The sequence below is a fragment of the Shinella yambaruensis genome, from assembly GCF_050859155.1.
Taxonomy (GTDB): Bacteria; Pseudomonadota; Alphaproteobacteria; order Rhizobiales; family Rhizobiaceae; genus Shinella; species Shinella yambaruensis.
In genome coordinates this window covers 4,183,355-4,200,626 of record NZ_CP150638.1, presented here as the reverse complement: position 1 = coordinate 4,200,626, position 17,272 = coordinate 4,183,355, and the positions used below count along the sequence as shown (strand labels likewise).

The following is a 17,272-nucleotide window of genomic DNA, read 5'->3' as shown; positions in this document are numbered from 1 at the left end:
GCCTTGCGCCATGCCTTGCAGAGTGGTTTATGCGGAAGCCGGATGGGGCCTCATCCAGCAGATCGCTCGCACCCGGGGGTACTTTGACACCATGAACCGCTTTCCCGATCGTCTTCTGAATGGCTACCGCAACTTCATGTCCGGCCGCTATGTCGAGCAGTCGGCGCGCTACAAGGCCCTGGCGGAGACCGGGCAGAAACCGAAGACGCTGGTGATCGCCTGTTGCGACTCCCGTGCCGCGCCGGAGACGATTTTCGACAGCGGGCCGGGCGAGCTCTTCGTCGTGCGCAACGTCGCGAACCTCGTGCCGCCCTACGAGCCGGACAGCAATTTCCATGCGACCTCGGCGGCGCTCGAATTCGCCGTGCAGTCGCTGAAGGTCAGCGATATCGTGGTGATGGGCCATGGCCGCTGCGGGGGCATTTCCGCCGCGCTCGACCCGGATGCCGAGCCGCTGTCGCCCGGCGATTTCATCGGCAAGTGGATGGGCATGCTCAAGCCGGTCGCCGAACAGATCCAAGGCGCCGAAATCCTGACGCAGGGCGAGCGCCAGCGCGCACTGGAGCGCGTCTCGATCCGCAATTCCATCGCCAACCTGCGCACCTTCCCTTGCGTGCGCATCCTGGAAGAGCGCGGCCGCCTCCAGCTCCATGGCGCCTGGTTCGACATCTCGACCGGCGAATTGTGGATCATGGACGCCAAGAGCGGCGATTTCCAGCGCCCCGGCGCGTAACGGAAAACCCGGCGCGGTCGCCCGGCTGGGTTCATGTCGTCACGACCGGCAATGCCGCCCGTCCCCGACGTCACCCGGCTTGCCGGGGCCTGGCGAGGGACGGTTCGCGGCGTTTATTCGCCGTCGATTTCCGCACCGATGATGGCGATTGCGCGCTGGTAGACGCTGGCCGCGTTCCAGCCCTGCAATGCGCCGAAATTGCCCTGGCCCGGCTGGTAGCCGCCGCCGGCGCTCCAGCCATGGCCGCGCAGGAAGTTCGCCGTGGAGGCGAGCGCGTCGGCCTTGGAGCCGACAAGGTCGATGCGGCCGTTGCCGTCGCCGTCGACGCCGTATTTCAGCACGTTGGCCGGCAGGAACTGCGTCTGGCCGATTTCGCCATGCGCCGCGCCGCGGGCCGAGGGGCTCAGGACGCCCTTCTGCACGAGCTGCAGCGTGGCGTAGAGCTGGTTCGTGAAATATTCGGAACGGCGGCAGTCATAGGCAAGCGTCGCGACGGCCGAGATCGTGTGTTCCTTGCCGAGGAAGCCGCCGAAGCCGGTTTCCATGCCCCAGATGGCGAGCAGCGGGCCGGCCGGCACGCCGTAGCGCGCCTCGATGCGCTGGAAGAGCGCGGCGTTCTGCTTCTTCAGGCTCTTGCCGCGGCGGATGATCGCCTGGCCGCCGCGCTTCTGCATGAACTGCTCGAGCGAGAGCTTGAAGCTCTTCTGGCCGCGGTCGGCGCGAATCGTGGCGCGGGCATAGCTGACATTGGCGAAGGCCTTGTCGATGGTCGAGCGGCTGATGCCGCGTCCGGCCGCCTCGTCCTTGAAGGCTTCCACCCAGGCCGGAAACCCGCTTGCATCATTGCCGCATTTTGCAGCCTCTGCCGCCGCCGGCACTGCTGCCGCGGCGATCATTGCGGCCAGCACCTTGGCCACGCTCTTTGTCATGCCCATGAAAAACCCCGTGATCTCGTCAATTCTGCGGGAGCATGCCATGCTCCCCTGTTCCTGTCACCGCACCTTGCCGTGAACCGTTCCGGCGATGCCGCCGGGACCGCCTCAAAGCGAAGTCCCGATTGTCCTCAGACGGAACAACCGGGACTTTTATTTAAAGTCGATTAACGGAGCGTTGCCAATTTTTCCAAAAGGCAGAAAGCGTTCCGTCTTTCCGTGGCGCCTGGCCGGTCAGGCGGCCTGCTTCTTCGCCTTGATCAGGCCGCGGTTGACGAGCAGCTCGGCGATCTGGATGGCGTTGAGGGCGGCACCCTTGCGCAGGTTGTCGGAGACGACCCACATGTTGAGGCCGTTCTCGACCGTGGCGTCCTCGCGGATGCGCGAGATGTAGGTGGCGTCTTCACCGGCCGATTCGTACGGGGTGATGTAGCCGCCGTTCTCGTGCTTGTCGATGACCTGGCAACCCGGCGCTTCGCGCAGGATGTCGCGCGCCTCGTCCGCGGTGATCTCCTTCTCGAACTCGATGTTGACCGATTCGGAATGGCCGATGAAGACGGGCACGCGCACCGCCGTGCAGGTCACCTTGATCTTCGGGTCGAGCATCTTCTTGGTCTCGGCGAGGACCTTCCACTCTTCCTTCGTGTAGCCGTCCTCCATGAACACGTCGATATGCGGGATGACGTTGAAGGCGATGCGCTTGGTGAACTTCTTCGATTCGACCGGATCTGCGACGAAGACGGCGCGGGTCTGGTTGAAGAGCTCGTCCATGCCGTCCTTGCCGGCGCCGGAGACGGACTGGTAGGTCGAGACGACGACGCGCTTGATCGTCGCGCGGTCATGCAGCGGCTTCAGCGCCACGACGAGCTGGGCGGTCGAGCAATTGGGGTTGGCGATGATGTTCTTGCGGGTGAACTGGGCGACGGCGTCGGGGTTCACTTCCGGAACGATCAGCGGAACGTCGGCGTCGTAGCGCCAGGCGGAGGAATTGTCGATGACGACGCAGCCCTGCGCGCCGATCTTCGGCGAGAACTTCTGGGAAACCGTGCCGCCGGCCGACATCAGGCAGATGTCCGTGTCGGAGAAATCGTAGTTCTCGAGGTTCTGCACCTTCAGCGTCTTGTCGCCGAAGGAGACCTCGGTGCCGATCGAGCGGCTGGAGGCCAGCGCCACGACTTCGTCAGCCGGGAAGCCGCGCTCGGAAAGGATGTTCAGCATTTCGCGGCCGACATTGCCGGTCGCGCCGGCGACTGCGATCTTGAAACCCATGTCTAAAGCTCTCTTTCTCTGTCTCTCCGCGGGTTCAGGAGGTGAAACCCGCCGGCCATGACGCGGGTTTCGGTCCCCGGCCGTACCGGGGAGAGAGCGGTGGCCAGAGACGTCAGACGGTTTTCGTCGTCGTTTTGGCCATTGTTTTGGAAATCGATACGCAACGACGAACCCGTCCGGCGTTGAAGGCCGGAGCGATCATGCGGGCGATGGCGAGACCACAGCGATACATGGCGGTTCCTTTGCGTGCGTGCTGCATACGCTCATCTGCCGAAGAGTCAAGCCTTGCGTGAACGATCCGGGATTTCGCCAAGGCCCTCGACTTAAGTCTTACGCCGAAAGTCATAAGCCCAAAGCAGCGCTGATGCGGCAAGGCGTTTTCTGCCATCCTTTCATCAGGCGCACCCCGTCCGGCGTTTTTAGGGAGAAACTCCGGACTGTCATGGGCTGCCCCGATACGCCGTTTTCGTGGAGGACAATGAAATGGCAAATGTTTCGACGGTGGGCAACGCCAAGGCCGCGCCCATGACGGGCGAGCAGAAGAAGGTGATCTTCGCCTCTTCGCTCGGCACCGTTTTCGAATGGTACGACTTCTATCTTTACGGCTCGCTGGCGATCTATATCGGCGCCACCTTCTTCAGCCAGTATCCCGAGACGACGCGCAACATCTTCGCGCTGCTCGCCTTCGCCGCCGGCTTCCTTGTGCGTCCGTTCGGCGCGCTGGTGTTTGGCCGCCTCGGCGACCTCGTCGGCCGCAAGTACACCTTCCTTATCACCATTCTCATCATGGGCGTCTCGACCTTCGTCGTGGGCCTCCTGCCCGGTGCCGCCACCATCGGCATCGCCGCGCCGATCATCCTGATCATCCTGCGCATGCTGCAGGGTCTGGCGCTCGGCGGGGAATATGGCGGTGCCGCGACCTACGTGGCCGAGCACGCTCCGGACGGCAGACGCGGTTACTTCACCTCGTGGATCCAGACGACGGCGACGCTCGGCCTGTTCCTGTCGCTGATCGTCATCCTCGCGGTGCAGTTCATCGTCGGCAAGGAAGCCTTCGCCGAATGGGGCTGGCGCATTCCGTTCCTGCTGTCGGTCGTGCTCCTCGGCGTTTCCGTCTGGATCCGTCTTAAGATGAACGAATCGCCGGCCTTCGCGAAGATGAAGGAAGAAGGCAAGGGCTCCAAGGCACCGCTGACGGAAGCCTTCGGTCAGTGGCGCAACGCCAAGATCGCGCTGCTCGCACTCTTCGGCGCCGTCGTCGGCCAGGCCGTCGTCTGGTATTCCGGCCAGTTCTATGCGCTCTTCTTCCTGACGGGCGTTCTCAAGGTCGAGAGCCAGTCGGCCAACATCATGGTCGCCTGCTCGCTGCTCATCGGCACCGGCTTCTTCGTCTTCTTCGGCTGGCTGTCGGACAAGATCGGCCGCAAGCCGATCATCATGGCCGGCCTGGTGCTCGCCATGCTGACCTACTTCCCGCTGTTCAAGGCTCTGACCTGGGCCGGCAACCCGGCGCTGGCAACGGCGCAGGACACGATCCGCGCAACGGTCACCGCTGCTCCGGGCGACTGCAAGTTCCAGTTCAACCCGACCGGCACGGCGAAGTTCACCACCTCATGCGACATCGCGACGTCGTTCCTGACCCGCAACTCGGTGCCCTATGACGTCGTCACCACGGCGGCTGCCGGCACGGCCGCAACGGTCCAGATCGGCGACAAGACGATCTCGAGCTACGATGCCATCGCTTCGGCCGATCAGGTCAAGACGCTCGACGCGGCCTTCCAGAAGGAAACCAACCTGGCCCTCCAGGCGAACGGTTATCCGCTGGTCCGCGGCGCGGTCAAGGTTCCGGAGTCCAAGCTGGATGCCTTCGTCGCAGGCAACCCGGAACTCGCCCTCGATGCCGCCGCCATCCGCGCCGGCGAGAAGGCGACCATGCCGGCTGCCGACCTCGTCACGGCCAAGCTGCTGACGGCCGAGGAAGCCGCCGGGGTCACCGACATGGCGGTCTACACGATCGACAAGGGCGGTGCCTTCACCATGGTGGCCGACCCGGCGCGCGTGAACTGGATCACGATCATCGCCGTGCTGACCGTGCTCGTGATCTACGTCACGATGGTCTACGGCCCGATCGCCGCGCTCCTGGTGGAGCTCTTCCCGACCCGCATCCGCTACACCGGCATGTCGCTGCCCTACCATATCGGCAACGGCTGGTTCGGCGGCCTGCTTCCGGCGACGGCCTTCGCGATGAGCGCGGCCCAGGGCGATATCTACTACGGCCTCTGGTACCCGATCGTCTTCGCCGGCATCACGCTGGTCATCGGTCTTCTCTTCCTGCCGGAAACGAAGGACCGCGACATCCACGCCATGGATTGATCTCCCCCTTCCGATAGTTCATGGCGACCCGGCTCGTGGCGACACGGGCCGGGTTCTTTATTGGCCCTTGGGCGGCAGCAGGGATTTCGGCATCGGCCAGCCGCGCGCATCGAAGCGGAAGAGCCATTCCCTGCCGGCGAAGAAGAAGGCCGTGGCGATGGCGGCCCACAGGCCGAGCAGAAGGCCGGCGGCGACGTCGCTCGGATAGTGCGCCCCGACGATGACGCGGGAGATGCCGATCGCCAGCGCCCCGAGCAGGAACAACGGGCGCAGCCGCGGCGCCAGCATCGAAAAGGCCCCGAAGAACGACCCGGCCGCCGCCGAATGCCCGGAGGGAAAGCTGGCATAGAGATTGTCATAGGCAAAGGGCGTCAGGCTGTAGGCACCCAGTTCGGCGAAGAGTTCAGGGCGCGCCCGGCCGACGATCAGCTTGAAGAGATGCACGAGGGCGCTCGTCGCGCCGATGGTCAGGAAGAAGTAGAGCGACAGCCGCCGGGCGGTGCGCGCCCGGCCGGCGAGCGTTTCGTTGCGGCTTACCCGACGCACGATATAGGCGAGGATCACGATGAAGCCGGAGCCGTAGATCATCCAGGCGAAAGTGCCGAAATCGGTGATGCGCGCGTTGAAGGTCACGATCGCGTCGGGAAGGCCCTGCGCGCGCTGCGACAGCATGGGATCGAGAGGAACGAGAGCCACGACGAGAATGGCGGTGGCGGCGAGGATCCAGAGCGAGGAGGTCGCGAGCGATCGGTTCATGAGCATACCCTGATAACGGCGTTGCTTCCATGTGTTGGCGAGCGCCGGCATTTCAAGGGAGGCAAACGAAAAAGGCTCCCCGCCGATCGCGCCGGGAGCCTTCTCGCAATGACGTCAGGTTCAGGCCGAAAGCTTCCTGAACGCGGCGAGGATGGCGTCGCCCATTTCGGCGGTGCCGACCTTGCGGCAGCCTTCGGCCATGATGTCGCCGGTGCGGATGCCGCTGTCGAGCACCTCGGCGATCGCCTTCTCCAGGTTGTCGGCGTCCGCGACCATGTTGAACGAGTAACGCAGGCACATGGCGAAGGAGGCGATCATGGCGATCGGGTTGGCGATTCCCTTGCCGGCAATGTCCGGCGCCGAGCCGTGCACGGGCTCGTAGAGCGCCTTGCGCTGCCCCTTGGCATCGGGCGCGCCGAGCGAGGCGGACGGCAGCATGCCGAGCGAGCCGGTCAGCATGGCGGCGACGTCGGAGAGCATGTCGCCGAAGAGGTTGTCCGTCACGATGACGTCGAACTGCTTCGGGGCGCGCACGAGCTGCATGCCGCCGGCATCGGCGAGCATGTGCTCGAGCTGGACGTCGGAATAGCTGCGCTTGTGCGTTTCCGTCACCACCTGGTTCCAGAGAACGCCGGACTTCATGACGTTGCGCTTCTCCATGGAGCAGACGCGGTTCTGGCGAGTGCGCGCCAGTTCGAAGGCGACGCCGGCGATGCGCTCGATCTCGTAGGTGTCGTAGACCTGCGTGTCGATGCCGCGCTTCTGGCCGTTGCCGAGGTCGATGATCTCCTTCGGCTCGCCGAAATAGACGCCGCCCGTCAGTTCGCGCACGATGAGGATGTCAAGGCCTTCGACGAGTTCCGGCTTCAGCGAGGAGGCGCTGGCGAGCGCCGGATAGCAGATGGCCGGGCGCAGGTTCGCGAACAGCTTCAGGTCCTTGCGCAGGCGCAGGAGGCCGGCCTCCGGGCGTACCTCATAGGGCACGGCATCCCATTTCGGGCCGCCGACGGCGCCGAACAGCACCGCGTCGGCCGCCAGCGCCTTCTCCATGTCGCCTTCCGAGATCGCCGCGCCATGCGCGTCGTAGGCCGAGCCGCCGACGAGGCCCTCGTCGGTCTCAAAACCCGCGCCGCGTTCGGCATTCATGTAGGCGATGATCTTGCGGACTTCCGCCATGGCTTCCGGGCCGATGCCGTCGCCGGGCAGAAGGAGGAGGGTGCGCGCTGTCATGGGATTGTCCTTGATGTCACGGAATGGTCGCGCGCTTCTTAGCGCAACTTCCGTTCAAGGAAAATCGTCGAAAAGAAAGAATTTTGCGCGAGGCGTTGCGCCTTTCGGCTAAGCGCGTCGCGATCTTCCAGATTCATTCCCGCGCTTTAGGTCCTTGATTTTTCGCATGTCGTTATCGCAAAACCGCTGCACACTTTTGCGCGGCATGTTTCAGTTCGCGCGCAGCGCCGTGACTTCGATCTCGATGAGCATTTCCGGCCGGATAAGGCCGCAGACGATCATGGTCGCGGCGGGGCGGATCGTTCCGAAGGTCTCGCCGAGGATCGGGAAGACGCGGTCGGCGAAGGCGGCGTCGGTCACGTAATAGTGGCAGCGCACGACGTCGGCGAAAGAAAAGCCGGCGTCCTGCAGAACCTTGCCGATGGTGGCGAGTGCGTTGCGCGTCTGGTCCTCGACGCTTTCGGGCATGGTCATCGTGGCGTAGTCGTAGCCGGTCGTGCCCGACACGAAGCACCAGTTGCCTTCCACGACGGCGCGCGAATAACCCGCCGTCGCTTCAAAGGGGGAGCCGGACGAGATCAGCCGGCGCATGCTCTTCACGCCCAGGGGCGCGAGGTCGCGGTCTGCTTCTCGAAACTGTCGATCGAGGCCGCCTTCTCCAGCGTCAGGCCGATGTCGTCGAGGCCGTTCAGCAGGCAATGGCGGCGGAAGGCGTCGATCTCGAACGTGATGCGGCCGCCGTCGGGGCCGGTGATCTCCTGGGTCTCCAGGTCGACGGTCAGGATGGCGTTGGAACCGCGGCTGGCGTCGTCCATCAGCTTGTCGAGGTCGTCCTGGCTGACGACGATCGGCAGGATGCCGTTCTTGAAACAGTTGTTGTAGAAGATGTCGGCGAAGCTGGTGGAGATGACGCAGCGGATACCGAAATCGAGCAGCGCCCAGGGCGCATGCTCACGCGAGGAGCCGCAGCCGAAATTGTCGCCGGCAACGAGGATCGTGGCGTTCTGGTAAGCCGGCTTGTTCAGCACGAAGTCCGGGTTGACGCTGCCGTCCTCGTTATAGCGTGCTTCGGCGAAGAGGCCCTTGCCGAGGCCGGTGCGCTTGATCGTCTTGAGGTAGTCCTTCGGAATGATCATGTCCGTGTCGATGTTGACGACGGGAAGCGGCGCGGCGACGCCGGTCAGCTTGACGAACTTTTCCATGCGAAGAACCCTCGAAATGCAGTGATGTCGGTTGATGCAAGCGTTTAGATGAGTTTTCCCCGGATTTGAAGGAGAATCTTCGCAAAAGCCGGGTGTCAAACGCAAATGCCGGGCGCGGAAAAGCGCCCGGTGCATCCCCTTGGGGAGCAAAACCTCTTTTAAAGGTCGATGATCGTGCCGCGGCCGTCGTTCCAGATGCGTGGTTCGCGCTGGCCGGGCGCCCGGCGGTCGTTGCGCGCGCTGGCGCGGACCGGAGCCGGTTGAAGCTTGGCGGCAAGCATGGAGCCGAGCATCAGCACGGCGACGATGCCGGCGATGGCAAGGCCCACGGAGGCGGCGAACAGGAAGGTCGCGCCTGCGACAAGCATGGTGAAGACGGTAAAGACGATGGAGCGGATGCGCTGCATTTTGATTTGCCCTTTCTCTGAAAGGCAATGTGGGGAGCGATTTTGTCCATTGCAAGGCCGAAAGGGCTTGATTTGCCGCCGCTGCGGCGTCCCGCGGGCGTCGTGGAGGACGCGCGGTGCCGCAGCGCTTGCCGACCGCGGCAAAGCGCGGCAAAAAGGACGGATGAACAGGACACCGCACCATCACCCGCTTCGCCTGCGCCGCTCGGTGCTCAGCGTTCCCGCCGTCAATGCCCGGGCGCTCGCCAAGTCCGCCCTGCTCGATTGCGACGCGATCATCTTCGATCTCGAGGATTCCGTTCTGCCGGAGAAGAAGGCGGAAGCCCGCGCGGCCCTCATCCGTCATTTCAAGGCGCTCGACCGTTCCCCCGGCCGCGAGCATGTCATCCGGATCAACCCGCTCGAGGGGCCGGACGGTGCGCTCGATCTCGAAGCGGTGCTCGAGTGCATGCCCGACGCGGTGCTCCTGCCGAAGGTCTGCGAGCCGCAGGATGTGCTGGCCGTCGCCGACTGGCTTTCCGAGGCGGGGGCCGATGAGGGCCCGCGCCTCTGGGCGATGATCGAGACGGCGGCGTGCCTCCTCAACCTTCCCGCCATCGCCGAGACGGGCCGCACGCATGGCGGCCGGCTCGATTGCTTCGTCGTCGGCCTCAACGACCTGCGCAAGGAAACCGGCATCGCCGATATTCCCGGGCGCCCCTTCCTCGTGCCGCTGCTGCTCCAGGTCGTCGTGGCGGCGCGGGCCTGCGGCCTCGACGTCATCGACAGCGTCTTCAACGATTTCTCCGACGACGAGAACCTTCAGGCGGAATGCCGGCAGGGCCGGCAGATGGGCTTTGACGGCAAGATGCTGATCCATCCCGCGCAGATCGCCGCCGCCAACGATGTCTTCGGCGTCACGGAGGCGGAGGCCGCCGAAGCGCTCGCCATCGTCGCGGCCTTCGCGGCGCCGGAAAATGCGGGCAAGGCGGTGGTGAGCCTTGCCGGCCGCATGGTCGAAAAGCTCCATGCCGACCAGGCCCGGCGCCTCATCGCCAAGGCCGACCTGATCAACGAGAGAAAGAAGAAAGCATGAAAGTCTACCGCTTCCTCACCGGCCCCGACGACGCCTCGTTCTGCCACAAGGTGACGCTGGCGCTGAACAAGGGCTGGGCGCTGCACGGCTCGCCGACCTATGCCTACAACGGCGAAACCAAGCTGATGCAATGCGGTCAGGCGGTGGTGAAGGACGTTCCGGGCAAGGACTACACGCCGGATATCAAGCTTTCCGAGCAGTAGGCTGAGACCATGCTCCCGTGCGCCCTGTGCCGCCGACACTTCGGCCTCGCGCACCTTCGCCATTCTCGGGTTTAACCCGAGGACCGGCCATGACGAGAGAGACGGCTGTGGTTCGGTGATGGCGGCTCAGCCCGCCGCGATCTCCGCGCTCGCCTCGATGCGTTCCATGTCGTCGTCCGACAGGCCGAAATGGTGGCCGATCTCGTGGATGAGGACATGGGTGATGATGTCGCCCAGCGTCTCCTCGTTCTCGGCCCAGTAGTCGAGGATCGGGCGACGATAGAGGGTGATGCGGTTCGGCATCTCGCCGGTCTCGACGGTGAAGCGCTCGGTGATGCCGCGACCCTCGAAGAGGCCCAGCAGGTCGAAGGGCGTTTCCAGCGCCATGTCCTCGAAAACGTCGTCGCTCGGGAACTCGGCGATCTCGATGATGAGGTTGCCCGTCAGCGCACGGAACTCCTCCGGCAGGTGGCCGTAGGCCTCCAGCGCCAGGGATTCGAACGTGCTGATGGTCGGGGCATGGCGCGTGCGCCAATCATCGGTCTGGTCAATGCGGGCCATGGGCTCTCCTTTGCCCGTCATATAGACGATTTCCAGCGTTTTTCGAGGGTCGAATTTGCATGGCCTGCCTGCGCAGGGCGGGACGATTCGGATGCCCGGCCCGTTCCCGGCCGAAACGGGCGCGGGCGCAAAATCGTTGTCCACAGGCGTTTTGCAACAAAATGTGATCGGTCAGTTTGCCGCAGGTGGCGGTGCCTTTCGTGCCTGGCGGGAAGCCGTAACCTTCTGAAAAGACGACATTTTAAATCAAGATTAGAATGACTCTAAATTTATGAGTCAACAAGGCTGACCTGTTCATTCTTGACAACGAAGGTCGTCTTTTGCTTAATCCCGGAAACTCAGTACTTTGCGTATGGCAGGCAAGACGAAATGCTGGTTTGCAGCTGCAACTTCATCACCGATAAGGAAATTGTCGACGTGATCAACAGCCTCCTCGACGAGGACTGTTGGCAGCTCATCGTGCCTGCAAAAGTCTACCATGCGATGCAAAAACGGGGCCGCTGCTGCGGCTGTTTCCCGAACGTCGTGGACATCATCATCCGCACGACCGAGCAGTACCACGCCCGCCGCGACTCGACGGACGCCGAGATATTTGATTTCATGATCCGCCTCAAACAATTCCATGAGGAAAACAGGAGAGCGGACCTTGAAAGGCGACAAAAAAGTCATCGAGCAGCTTAACGAAGCGCTCTATCTCGAACTCGGTGCCGTCAACCAGTACTGGCTTCACTATCGTCTGCTGGAAGACTGGGGTTACACGCTTCTTGCCAAGAAGGAGCGCGCCGAGTCGATCGAAGAGATGCAGCACGCCGACAAGCTCGTCGCCCGCATCATCTTTCTCGAAGGCCACCCGAACCTCCAGACCGTCGCGCCGCTTCGCATCGGCCAGAACGTCAAGGAAGTGCTGGAGGCCGACCTTGCCGGCGAGTACGATGCCCGCACGGCCTACAAGAAATCGCGCGACATCTGTCATGACGCCGGTGACTACGTCACCATGAAGCTGTTCGAGGAGCTGCTGATCGACGAGGAAGGCCATATCGACTTCCTCGAAACCCAGCTGGAACTGCTCGACAAGCTTGGCGAGGAGAAGTACGGCCAGCTCAACGCGGCGCCGGCGAACGAAGCCGAGTAAGGCGCAGCCATACGCCCGATACAGAAAACCCCGGTCCTGCGGCCGGGGTTTTCGTTTGCGCTTCAGGGCGCCAGATATGCGAAGGTCGCGACGACCTCTTCGTAGACCCTGCGCTTGAACGGCACGATGAGATCCGGCAGGTCGCGCATCGGTTTCCATTCCCAGGCGTCGAACTCCGCCTCGTGGCCGCCCGGCGGCGGGTTGATGGCGATCTCGTCCTCCGCGCCTTCGAAGCGGAAGGCATACCAACGCTGCGTCTGGCCGCGATACTTGCCCTTGAGGCCGATGCCGATCAAATGGGCCGGCAGGTCGTAGTTGATCCAGCGGCCGGCATCGGCAAGCAACGACACATTCCTGATGCCGGTTTCCTCGTAGAGTTCGCGATAGGCCGCTGCCAGCGGGTCCTCGTCCTTGTCGATGCCGCCCTGCGGCATCTGCCAGAGCTGCGGCGAACCGTCATATTCGGAATTGCCGACGGCAAGCCGCCGGCCAGCCCAGACCTTGTTCTCGGCATTCAGCACCATGATGCCGACACAGGGGCGGTACGGCAGGTCCTCGGTCCGAACCACCCTGTCCTTTTCCTTGCCCATCGAAAATTCCTATTGTTTGGTGGGAACCGCTGCGAGCGACGCGACGCCGACGATCTCGATACCGCGGCCGCCTGCTTCCTCGCACCATTCGCGGATCGCGTCCACACTTTCATCGAAGGCCGATGCCATGCCGATCGCCGTGCCGTTGCGCCGGGCGATGCGCTCCAGCTCGTCGAGCTTCTTCAAGATCGCCTCGCGCGACAAGTCGCCGTCGAGCTGGAGGTCGGCAAAGGCGTGCGGCGCCTCGACGGCGCCGGCAAGGGTGCCGGACAGCGACTGTGCCGAGCTGCCGTCGTCGAGGAAGAGGAGGCCACGGCTCGAAATGTCGCGGATGACCGGCTCCAGCGCGTCGGCATCGGACAGGAAGCGGCCGCCCATGAAGTTCACGATGCCGGTATAGTTGGTGATCTGCGCCATGGCGCGGTGCAGTTCCGCGAGATTGCCGGCCTCGCCGAGATCGGTGCGCAGCGTATAGGGACCGGGGTCGTTCTGCGGGTAGTCGAAGGGCTCGAGCGGCATCTGCAGCAGGATCTCGTGGCCGCCGCGGCGGGCCTCCTGCATCCAGCGTTGCAGGCTGTTGCCGCTCGCGGCGAAGGCGAGCGTCACCTCGCCCGGTAGTTCGCGGATGGCGCGCTGCGTGCCCGTCTGGCTGAGACCGAGCCCGCCGACCACGATGGCGATGCGCGTGCCGCGCGCGCCGGACCACGGCCTTGCATATTGATCCATCGGGCGCGTGCCGTCGAGGCCGATGATCGGGATCTTGCCGTCGGAGGTTTCCTCCAGCAGGTCCTCGTTCGGGAAGGCGGCGGAGCGCGCGTCCTGGCCGATACGATTCGTCTCGATGATGAGCGGGCCGGTGCCGGTGCGCGTGCCGGGCGTATAGGTGCGCACGACATTGCCGTCGTCGGTCAGCGTTTCCTGGACGCGGGCGCCGGAAAGGCCGTTCGCCCGGCGCACGCCGTCCCTTGCCGCAACGGCCTTCTGGTCGGCTCCGGTTCCGGCGGTCGCCTGCGCGGCGGTTTCTTCTGCCGGCGGGGTGTAAGGCGTGGTGCCGAGGCCGCTCGGGGCGGTTGCGGTCCAGCCGGAAAAGCCGATGAGGCCGATGGCGGCAAGCGTGAACAGGATCGTGCCGGCGGAGAACCGCGGCGGTCCCGCCGGTCGGGGCCTTGCCTTGCGGTCCTGGCCGAGAGGTGCGTGAATGTCTGTGCCCAAGGTCAGTCCGCGCCGGCCGCTGGAGCATTTCCAGCCGAAGCGGCAGCGCTTCGGCATCGGAGAATGCGGTAAAAACAAGACTCTAGGGCATGTCGCGCAAAAGCAGCGGCTGTTTTGCGATCACGACATGCGTCTGGTGCATGAAGAAATCCGGGCCCGTGCGGTCACGGGCCCGGAGGAAGCGGGTTACTTGTTCAGCTCGGCCTTTTCCGGATTTGCCGGGAAGGCCTTGTCGGTCTTCTGGCCGCGCAGCAGTTCCAGCGCATATTGAAGCTGGAGGTCGTCCTTGGCTTCCGGCGGCACATAGGCGGAGGAGCCGGAGCCGGCCTCCGTCTCGCTCTGGCCCTGGATGTGACCGCGCAGGTTCGATTCGCCTGCGGATTCCAGCTTGCCCTGCAATTCGGGCGGCAGCGGCTGCTCGACCGTGATGTCCGGCGTGATGCCGGTGCCCTGGATCGACTTGCCGGACGGCGTGTAATAGAGCGCCGTCGTCAGGCGCAGCGCGCCGGCATCGCCCATCGGGATGATGGTCTGGACGGAGCCCTTGCCGAAGGAGCGCGTGCCGAGCACGGTGGCGCGGCGCAGGTCCTGCAGCGCGCCGGCGACGATTTCCGATGCCGATGCCGAGCCGCCATTGACCATGACGATGACCGGCTTGCCGTCGGTGATGTCGCCCGGCGTCGCGTTGAAGCGGCGGGTCTCGTCCTCGTTGCGGCCGCGGGTCGAAACGACCTCGCCGCGCTCCAGGAAGGCGTCGGAGACGTTGATCGCCTGGTCGAGCAGGCCGCCCGGGTTGAGGCGGAGGTCGAGCACGTAGCCCTTCAGCTTGTCGGCCGGAACCTCTTCCTTGATCTTGGTGATCGCGGCTTCCAGGTCGTCATAGGTCTTCTCCGTGAAGGAGATGACGCGCAGATAGCCGACATCGTTCTCGACACGGGACTTGACGGCCTTCACGGCGATGATGTCGCGCATGATGGTCAGTTCGATCGGCTTTTCGGCGCCCTTGCGGATCAGCGTCAGCTTGATCGGCGTGTTGACCGCGCCGCGCATCTTCTCGACCGCTTCCTCAAGCTTCAGGCCGCGCACGTCCTGGCCGTCGATCTTGGAAATGAAGTCGCCGGCAAGAACGCCCGCGCGGGCGGCCGGCGTGTCGTCGATCGGCGTGATGACCTTGACGAGCTCGTCCTCCATCGTGACCTCGATGCCGAGGCCGCCGAATTCGCCGCGCGTCTGGGTGCGCATGTCCTCGGCGTCCTTGGCATTCATGTAGGAGGAATGCGGGTCGAGCGAGGTAAGCATGCCGTTGATGGCATTCTCGATGAGCTGGTCTTCCTTGGGCGGCGTCACGTATTGCGCGCGCACGCGCTCGAAGACGTCGCCGAAGATGGAAAGCTCGCGATAGGTCGACGAGCCGGCGGCTTCGGCCGGCAGCGTGGCCGTGTTGATGACGCTCATCGCCGTGGCACCCATGAGTGCACCGACGAGAACAAGAGAAGCCCTACGTATCATTGCGTGCCTTTCCAGAATTTTTTGCGGACCACCACGGCCGGGAATCAACCGGTTTTCCGTTCTTTCGGAATTCAATGTAAAGTGTCGGCTTGTCCGTTTCCAGCGTCAAAGCGTTGACACTCGCCACCCTTTTTTCACCCATCACGGCGAGCGGTTCTCCCGCCACGACGAATTGACCCTCCCGCACGCTCACCCGATCCATGCCGGCGAGCACCAGATGGTAGCCCTCCCCGGCGTTCAGGATGATCATGCGCCCATAACTGCGGAACGTGCCGGCAAAGACGATCCATCCATCGGCGGGGGCCGTGACGAGCGCGCCCGGATTGGCCGCCAGCGTCAGCCCCTGCGAATCATGGCCGGTGCCGTCCGCTTCGCCGAATTGGCGCAGAACGTCGCCGGCCACGGGAAAGTCCAGTTTTGCCTGCAGTTCGGAGAATTCATATGCCGGAGCAATGCGGTTTTTGTCGGGCACGCCGTCGCGGGCGAGCGCCCTCGCCTTCTCTCGTTCGGCCGCGCTCTGGTTCCGGCGTTCCTCCTCCTTGGCGCGGGCGAGCGCGGCGGCGTCGCGCACCGAGCCGATGTCGCGCTCCAGGCTGCCGATCAGGCCCTCGAGGCTGGTCGCGCGGGCGGCGAGCTCCTCGGCGCGGCGGCGTTCGGCGGCCAGCGTGCGGCCGTTGGTCTGCGCCAGCGCCTCGTTCTGGGCGACAAGCAGTTCGGAGCGCTTCTCCTCTTCGATGCGCAGCTGCATGGCATCGGTCAGTTCCGTGCGCTCGCGGTCAATATCGCTCTTGATGTCCATCAGCGCCGCCAGGTCGTCGACGAGCTCTTCCGTCTCCTTGCGGATGCCCGGAACGACCGCGCCGAGGAGAATGGCGCTCCTGACCGAAGACAGGGCATCCTCGGGGTTGACGAGCAGGGCAGGCGGCGGATTTCGCCCCATGCGCTGGAGCGCGGCGAGAACCTCCGCCAGGAGGCCGCGGCGCTCGTGCAGCGAGGCGCGAACGCCCGCCTCCCGCTCGCGCATGCCCTCCAGCCGCTTTTCGCCGGCGAGGATCTTTTCCTCCATGCTCTTGCGCATGGCGGCCGATTTGACGATTTCCTCGCGCAGGGTCTGGCGGGTCTTCTCCAGCTTGGCGATCTCGGCTTCGAGCTCTTTCGTCTTCTCTTCGGAAACCGTGAGCGACCGGGACAATGTTTCCAGCTCGCGGCGCGTGCTGTCGCGGCGCAGCGTCAGGGCGGCGGCCGGATCGGACTCGGCCTTCGGCAGCGATCCCGTCTTTTCCTGCGCGACGCCGGTCTCGTTCGGCTCGGCGGCAATGGGTTGGGGCAGAAGGGCCAGCACCAGGGCAGCACAAAGCCAAGCCGGCCGCAGCAGGCGGCCGACGCCTTCCCCCCGATTGGCTGTATGGGCTTTCCTCATCGCTTCCCGAACGTCCGTTCTTCCCGCTCTATGCTGATTTGGCGCTTTCGCCAAGAACGTCACTTGGCCAACAAACCGCGCCGAAAATACGGCTGCGCCCATCCTGTGCCTTCAGCCTTGCGCGGCGGTGACGCTTGCGTCAGCTGCGGTGATAGGGGTGGCCGGAGAGGATGGTGACGGCGCGATAGAGCTGTTCGGCGATGAGGATGCGCACGAGTTGGTGCGGCCAGGTCATCTTGCCGAGGCAGAGCGTGGCGTCGGCGCGCTCGTAGAGGGCGGGATCGAGCCCGTCGGCACCGCCGATGGCGATCATCAGCTCGCGCTTGCCGGCATCGCGAAACCCGCCGATGAGATCGGCGAAGGCGGGGGAGTCGAGCGCCTTGCCGCGCTCGTCGAGCAGGATCAGCACGGCGCCGTCGGGCAGCGCCTTCTGCAGCATGGCCGCTTCCTCGCGCTTGCGCGTCTCGGCATTGCCGGCGCGGCTTTCGCCGACCTCGGCGAGCTTGCCGAGCTCGAGGCCGATCGCGGGGCCGGCCTTGGCGAAACGGTCCATGTAGCGGGCCGCAAGATCCTTCTCAGGGCCGGCCTTCAGCCGTCCAACCGCAAAAAGTCCAACCCGCATCGCCCCAAGCCCTGCCCGTTCGGGTGACGCCTAAGCCGCGCCACCG

General features: G+C 64.5%; 20 protein-coding genes. 6 read left to right on the top strand and 14 right to left on the bottom strand.

Annotation, left to right across the window (positions count from 1 at the left end; translation table 11 throughout):
• Positions 1 to 91 precede the first annotated feature (91 nt).
• Complete coding sequence (locus WMC41_RS20465; protein WP_244770733.1) at positions 92 to 733, top strand: carbonic anhydrase; 642 nt, start codon at positions 92 to 94, stop codon at positions 731 to 733.
• Between the two features lie 113 nt (positions 734 to 846).
• Here the strand turns inward: WMC41_RS20465 and WMC41_RS20460 are convergent, their stop codons facing one another.
• The 3 genes from WMC41_RS20460 to WMC41_RS20450 all read right to left on the bottom strand — a co-directional run bounded on the left by WMC41_RS20460 (position 847) and on the right by WMC41_RS20450 (position 3,322).
• The gene (locus tag WMC41_RS20460; protein WP_432346027.1) at positions 847 to 1,668 is read right to left on the bottom strand and encodes a lytic murein transglycosylase; all 822 of its coding nucleotides are present in this window, start codon (positions 1,666 to 1,668) and stop codon (positions 847 to 849) included.
• 231 nt (positions 1,669 to 1,899) lie between these two features.
• Positions 1,900 to 2,934 (bottom strand): aspartate-semialdehyde dehydrogenase, encoded by a 1,035-nt coding sequence (locus tag WMC41_RS20455; RefSeq protein ID WP_244770731.1) that lies wholly within the window; start codon positions 2,932 to 2,934, stop codon positions 1,900 to 1,902.
• Positions 2,935 to 3,046: 112 nt separating this feature from the next.
• Positions 3,047 to 3,322: a hypothetical protein gene (locus WMC41_RS20450; protein WP_432346025.1), complete on the bottom strand. Its 276-nt coding sequence runs from the start codon at positions 3,320 to 3,322 to the stop codon at positions 3,047 to 3,049.
• 95 nt (positions 3,323 to 3,417) lie between these two features.
• Here WMC41_RS20450 and WMC41_RS20445 point away from each other — a divergent pair, with 95 nt between their 5' ends.
• Positions 3,418 to 5,307: an MFS transporter gene (locus WMC41_RS20445; protein WP_272807120.1), complete on the top strand. Its 1,890-nt coding sequence runs from the start codon at positions 3,418 to 3,420 to the stop codon at positions 5,305 to 5,307.
• Positions 5,308 to 5,364: 57 nt separating this feature from the next.
• Here the strand turns inward: WMC41_RS20445 and WMC41_RS20440 are convergent, their stop codons facing one another.
• From WMC41_RS20440 to WMC41_RS20420, 5 genes are all read right to left on the bottom strand, one after another.
• Positions 5,365 to 6,063, bottom strand: coding sequence for a phosphatase PAP2 family protein (locus tag WMC41_RS20440; protein WP_272807119.1), 699 nt, complete (start codon positions 6,061 to 6,063; stop codon positions 5,365 to 5,367).
• Between the two features lie 120 nt (positions 6,064 to 6,183).
• Positions 6,184 to 7,293: a 3-isopropylmalate dehydrogenase gene (leuB, locus tag WMC41_RS20435; RefSeq protein WP_272807118.1), complete on the bottom strand. Its 1,110-nt coding sequence runs from the start codon at positions 7,291 to 7,293 to the stop codon at positions 6,184 to 6,186.
• 210 nt (positions 7,294 to 7,503) lie between these two features.
• Complete coding sequence (locus WMC41_RS20430; RefSeq protein ID WP_288082308.1) at positions 7,504 to 7,884, bottom strand: RidA family protein; 381 nt, start codon at positions 7,882 to 7,884, stop codon at positions 7,504 to 7,506.
• Between the two features lie 5 nt (positions 7,885 to 7,889).
• On the bottom strand, positions 7,890 to 8,495 hold the full coding sequence (gene leuD / locus WMC41_RS20425; protein WP_244770726.1) for a 3-isopropylmalate dehydratase small subunit: 606 nt from the start codon (positions 8,493 to 8,495) through the stop codon (positions 7,890 to 7,892).
• 158 nt (positions 8,496 to 8,653) lie between these two features.
• Positions 8,654 to 8,902, bottom strand: a complete 249-nt coding sequence (locus WMC41_RS20420) for a hypothetical protein (RefSeq protein WP_432346021.1) — start codon at positions 8,900 to 8,902, stop codon at positions 8,654 to 8,656.
• Positions 8,903 to 9,065: 163 nt separating this feature from the next.
• Between WMC41_RS20420 and WMC41_RS20415 the strand changes: the two genes are divergently transcribed.
• Positions 9,066 to 9,977: an HpcH/HpaI aldolase/citrate lyase family protein gene (locus WMC41_RS20415; protein ID WP_432346019.1), complete on the top strand. Its 912-nt coding sequence runs from the start codon at positions 9,066 to 9,068 to the stop codon at positions 9,975 to 9,977.
• Positions 9,974 to 10,180 carry a DUF1737 domain-containing protein gene (locus WMC41_RS20410; protein WP_244770724.1) on the top strand — a complete coding sequence of 69 codons (207 nt, stop codon included), beginning with the start codon at positions 9,974 to 9,976 and terminating at the stop codon, positions 10,178 to 10,180. Before WMC41_RS20415 ends, WMC41_RS20410 begins: the two co-directional genes overlap by 4 nt.
• A 126-nt stretch (positions 10,181 to 10,306) precedes the next feature.
• On the opposite strand, the gene WMC41_RS20405 is transcribed toward WMC41_RS20410, so the two are convergent.
• Entirely contained in the window at positions 10,307 to 10,741 is a 435-nt protein-coding gene (locus tag WMC41_RS20405) for a metallopeptidase family protein (protein ID WP_244770723.1), read from the bottom strand.
• A 369-nt stretch (positions 10,742 to 11,110) separates the two neighbouring features.
• Between WMC41_RS20405 and WMC41_RS20400 the strand changes: the two genes are divergently transcribed.
• Both WMC41_RS20400 and bfr read left to right on the top strand, forming a co-directional pair.
• Positions 11,111 to 11,422, top strand: a complete 312-nt coding sequence (locus tag WMC41_RS20400) for a (2Fe-2S)-binding protein (RefSeq protein WP_244770722.1) — start codon at positions 11,111 to 11,113, stop codon at positions 11,420 to 11,422.
• Complete coding sequence (gene bfr, locus WMC41_RS20395) at positions 11,388 to 11,873, top strand: bacterioferritin (protein ID WP_244770721.1); 486 nt, start codon at positions 11,388 to 11,390, stop codon at positions 11,871 to 11,873. Before WMC41_RS20400 ends, bfr begins: the two co-directional genes overlap by 35 nt.
• Positions 11,874 to 11,935: 62 nt before the next feature.
• On the opposite strand, the gene WMC41_RS20390 is transcribed toward bfr, so the two are convergent.
• From WMC41_RS20390 to rlmH, 5 genes are all read right to left on the bottom strand, one after another.
• Positions 11,936 to 12,463, bottom strand: coding sequence for an RNA pyrophosphohydrolase (locus WMC41_RS20390; protein WP_432346016.1), 528 nt, complete (start codon positions 12,461 to 12,463; stop codon positions 11,936 to 11,938).
• Between the two features lie 9 nt (positions 12,464 to 12,472).
• The gene (locus tag WMC41_RS20385; protein ID WP_432346014.1) at positions 12,473 to 13,675 is read right to left on the bottom strand and encodes a divergent polysaccharide deacetylase family protein; all 1,203 of its coding nucleotides are present in this window, start codon (positions 13,673 to 13,675) and stop codon (positions 12,473 to 12,475) included.
• A 186-nt stretch (positions 13,676 to 13,861) separates the two neighbouring features.
• The gene (locus WMC41_RS20380; RefSeq protein WP_244770718.1) at positions 13,862 to 15,184 is read right to left on the bottom strand and encodes a S41 family peptidase; all 1,323 of its coding nucleotides are present in this window, start codon (positions 15,182 to 15,184) and stop codon (positions 13,862 to 13,864) included.
• The gene (locus WMC41_RS20375; protein ID WP_432346011.1) at positions 15,174 to 16,604 is read right to left on the bottom strand and encodes a murein hydrolase activator EnvC family protein; all 1,431 of its coding nucleotides are present in this window, start codon (positions 16,602 to 16,604) and stop codon (positions 15,174 to 15,176) included. The genes WMC41_RS20380 and WMC41_RS20375 overlap by 11 nt, the downstream gene beginning before the upstream one ends.
• A gap of 139 nt (positions 16,605 to 16,743) precedes the next feature.
• Positions 16,744 to 17,226 carry a 23S rRNA (pseudouridine(1915)-N(3))-methyltransferase RlmH gene (rlmH, locus tag WMC41_RS20370; RefSeq protein WP_023514273.1) on the bottom strand — a complete coding sequence of 161 codons (483 nt, stop codon included), beginning with the start codon at positions 17,224 to 17,226 and terminating at the stop codon, positions 16,744 to 16,746.
• Positions 17,227 to 17,272: the final 46 nt, after the last annotated feature.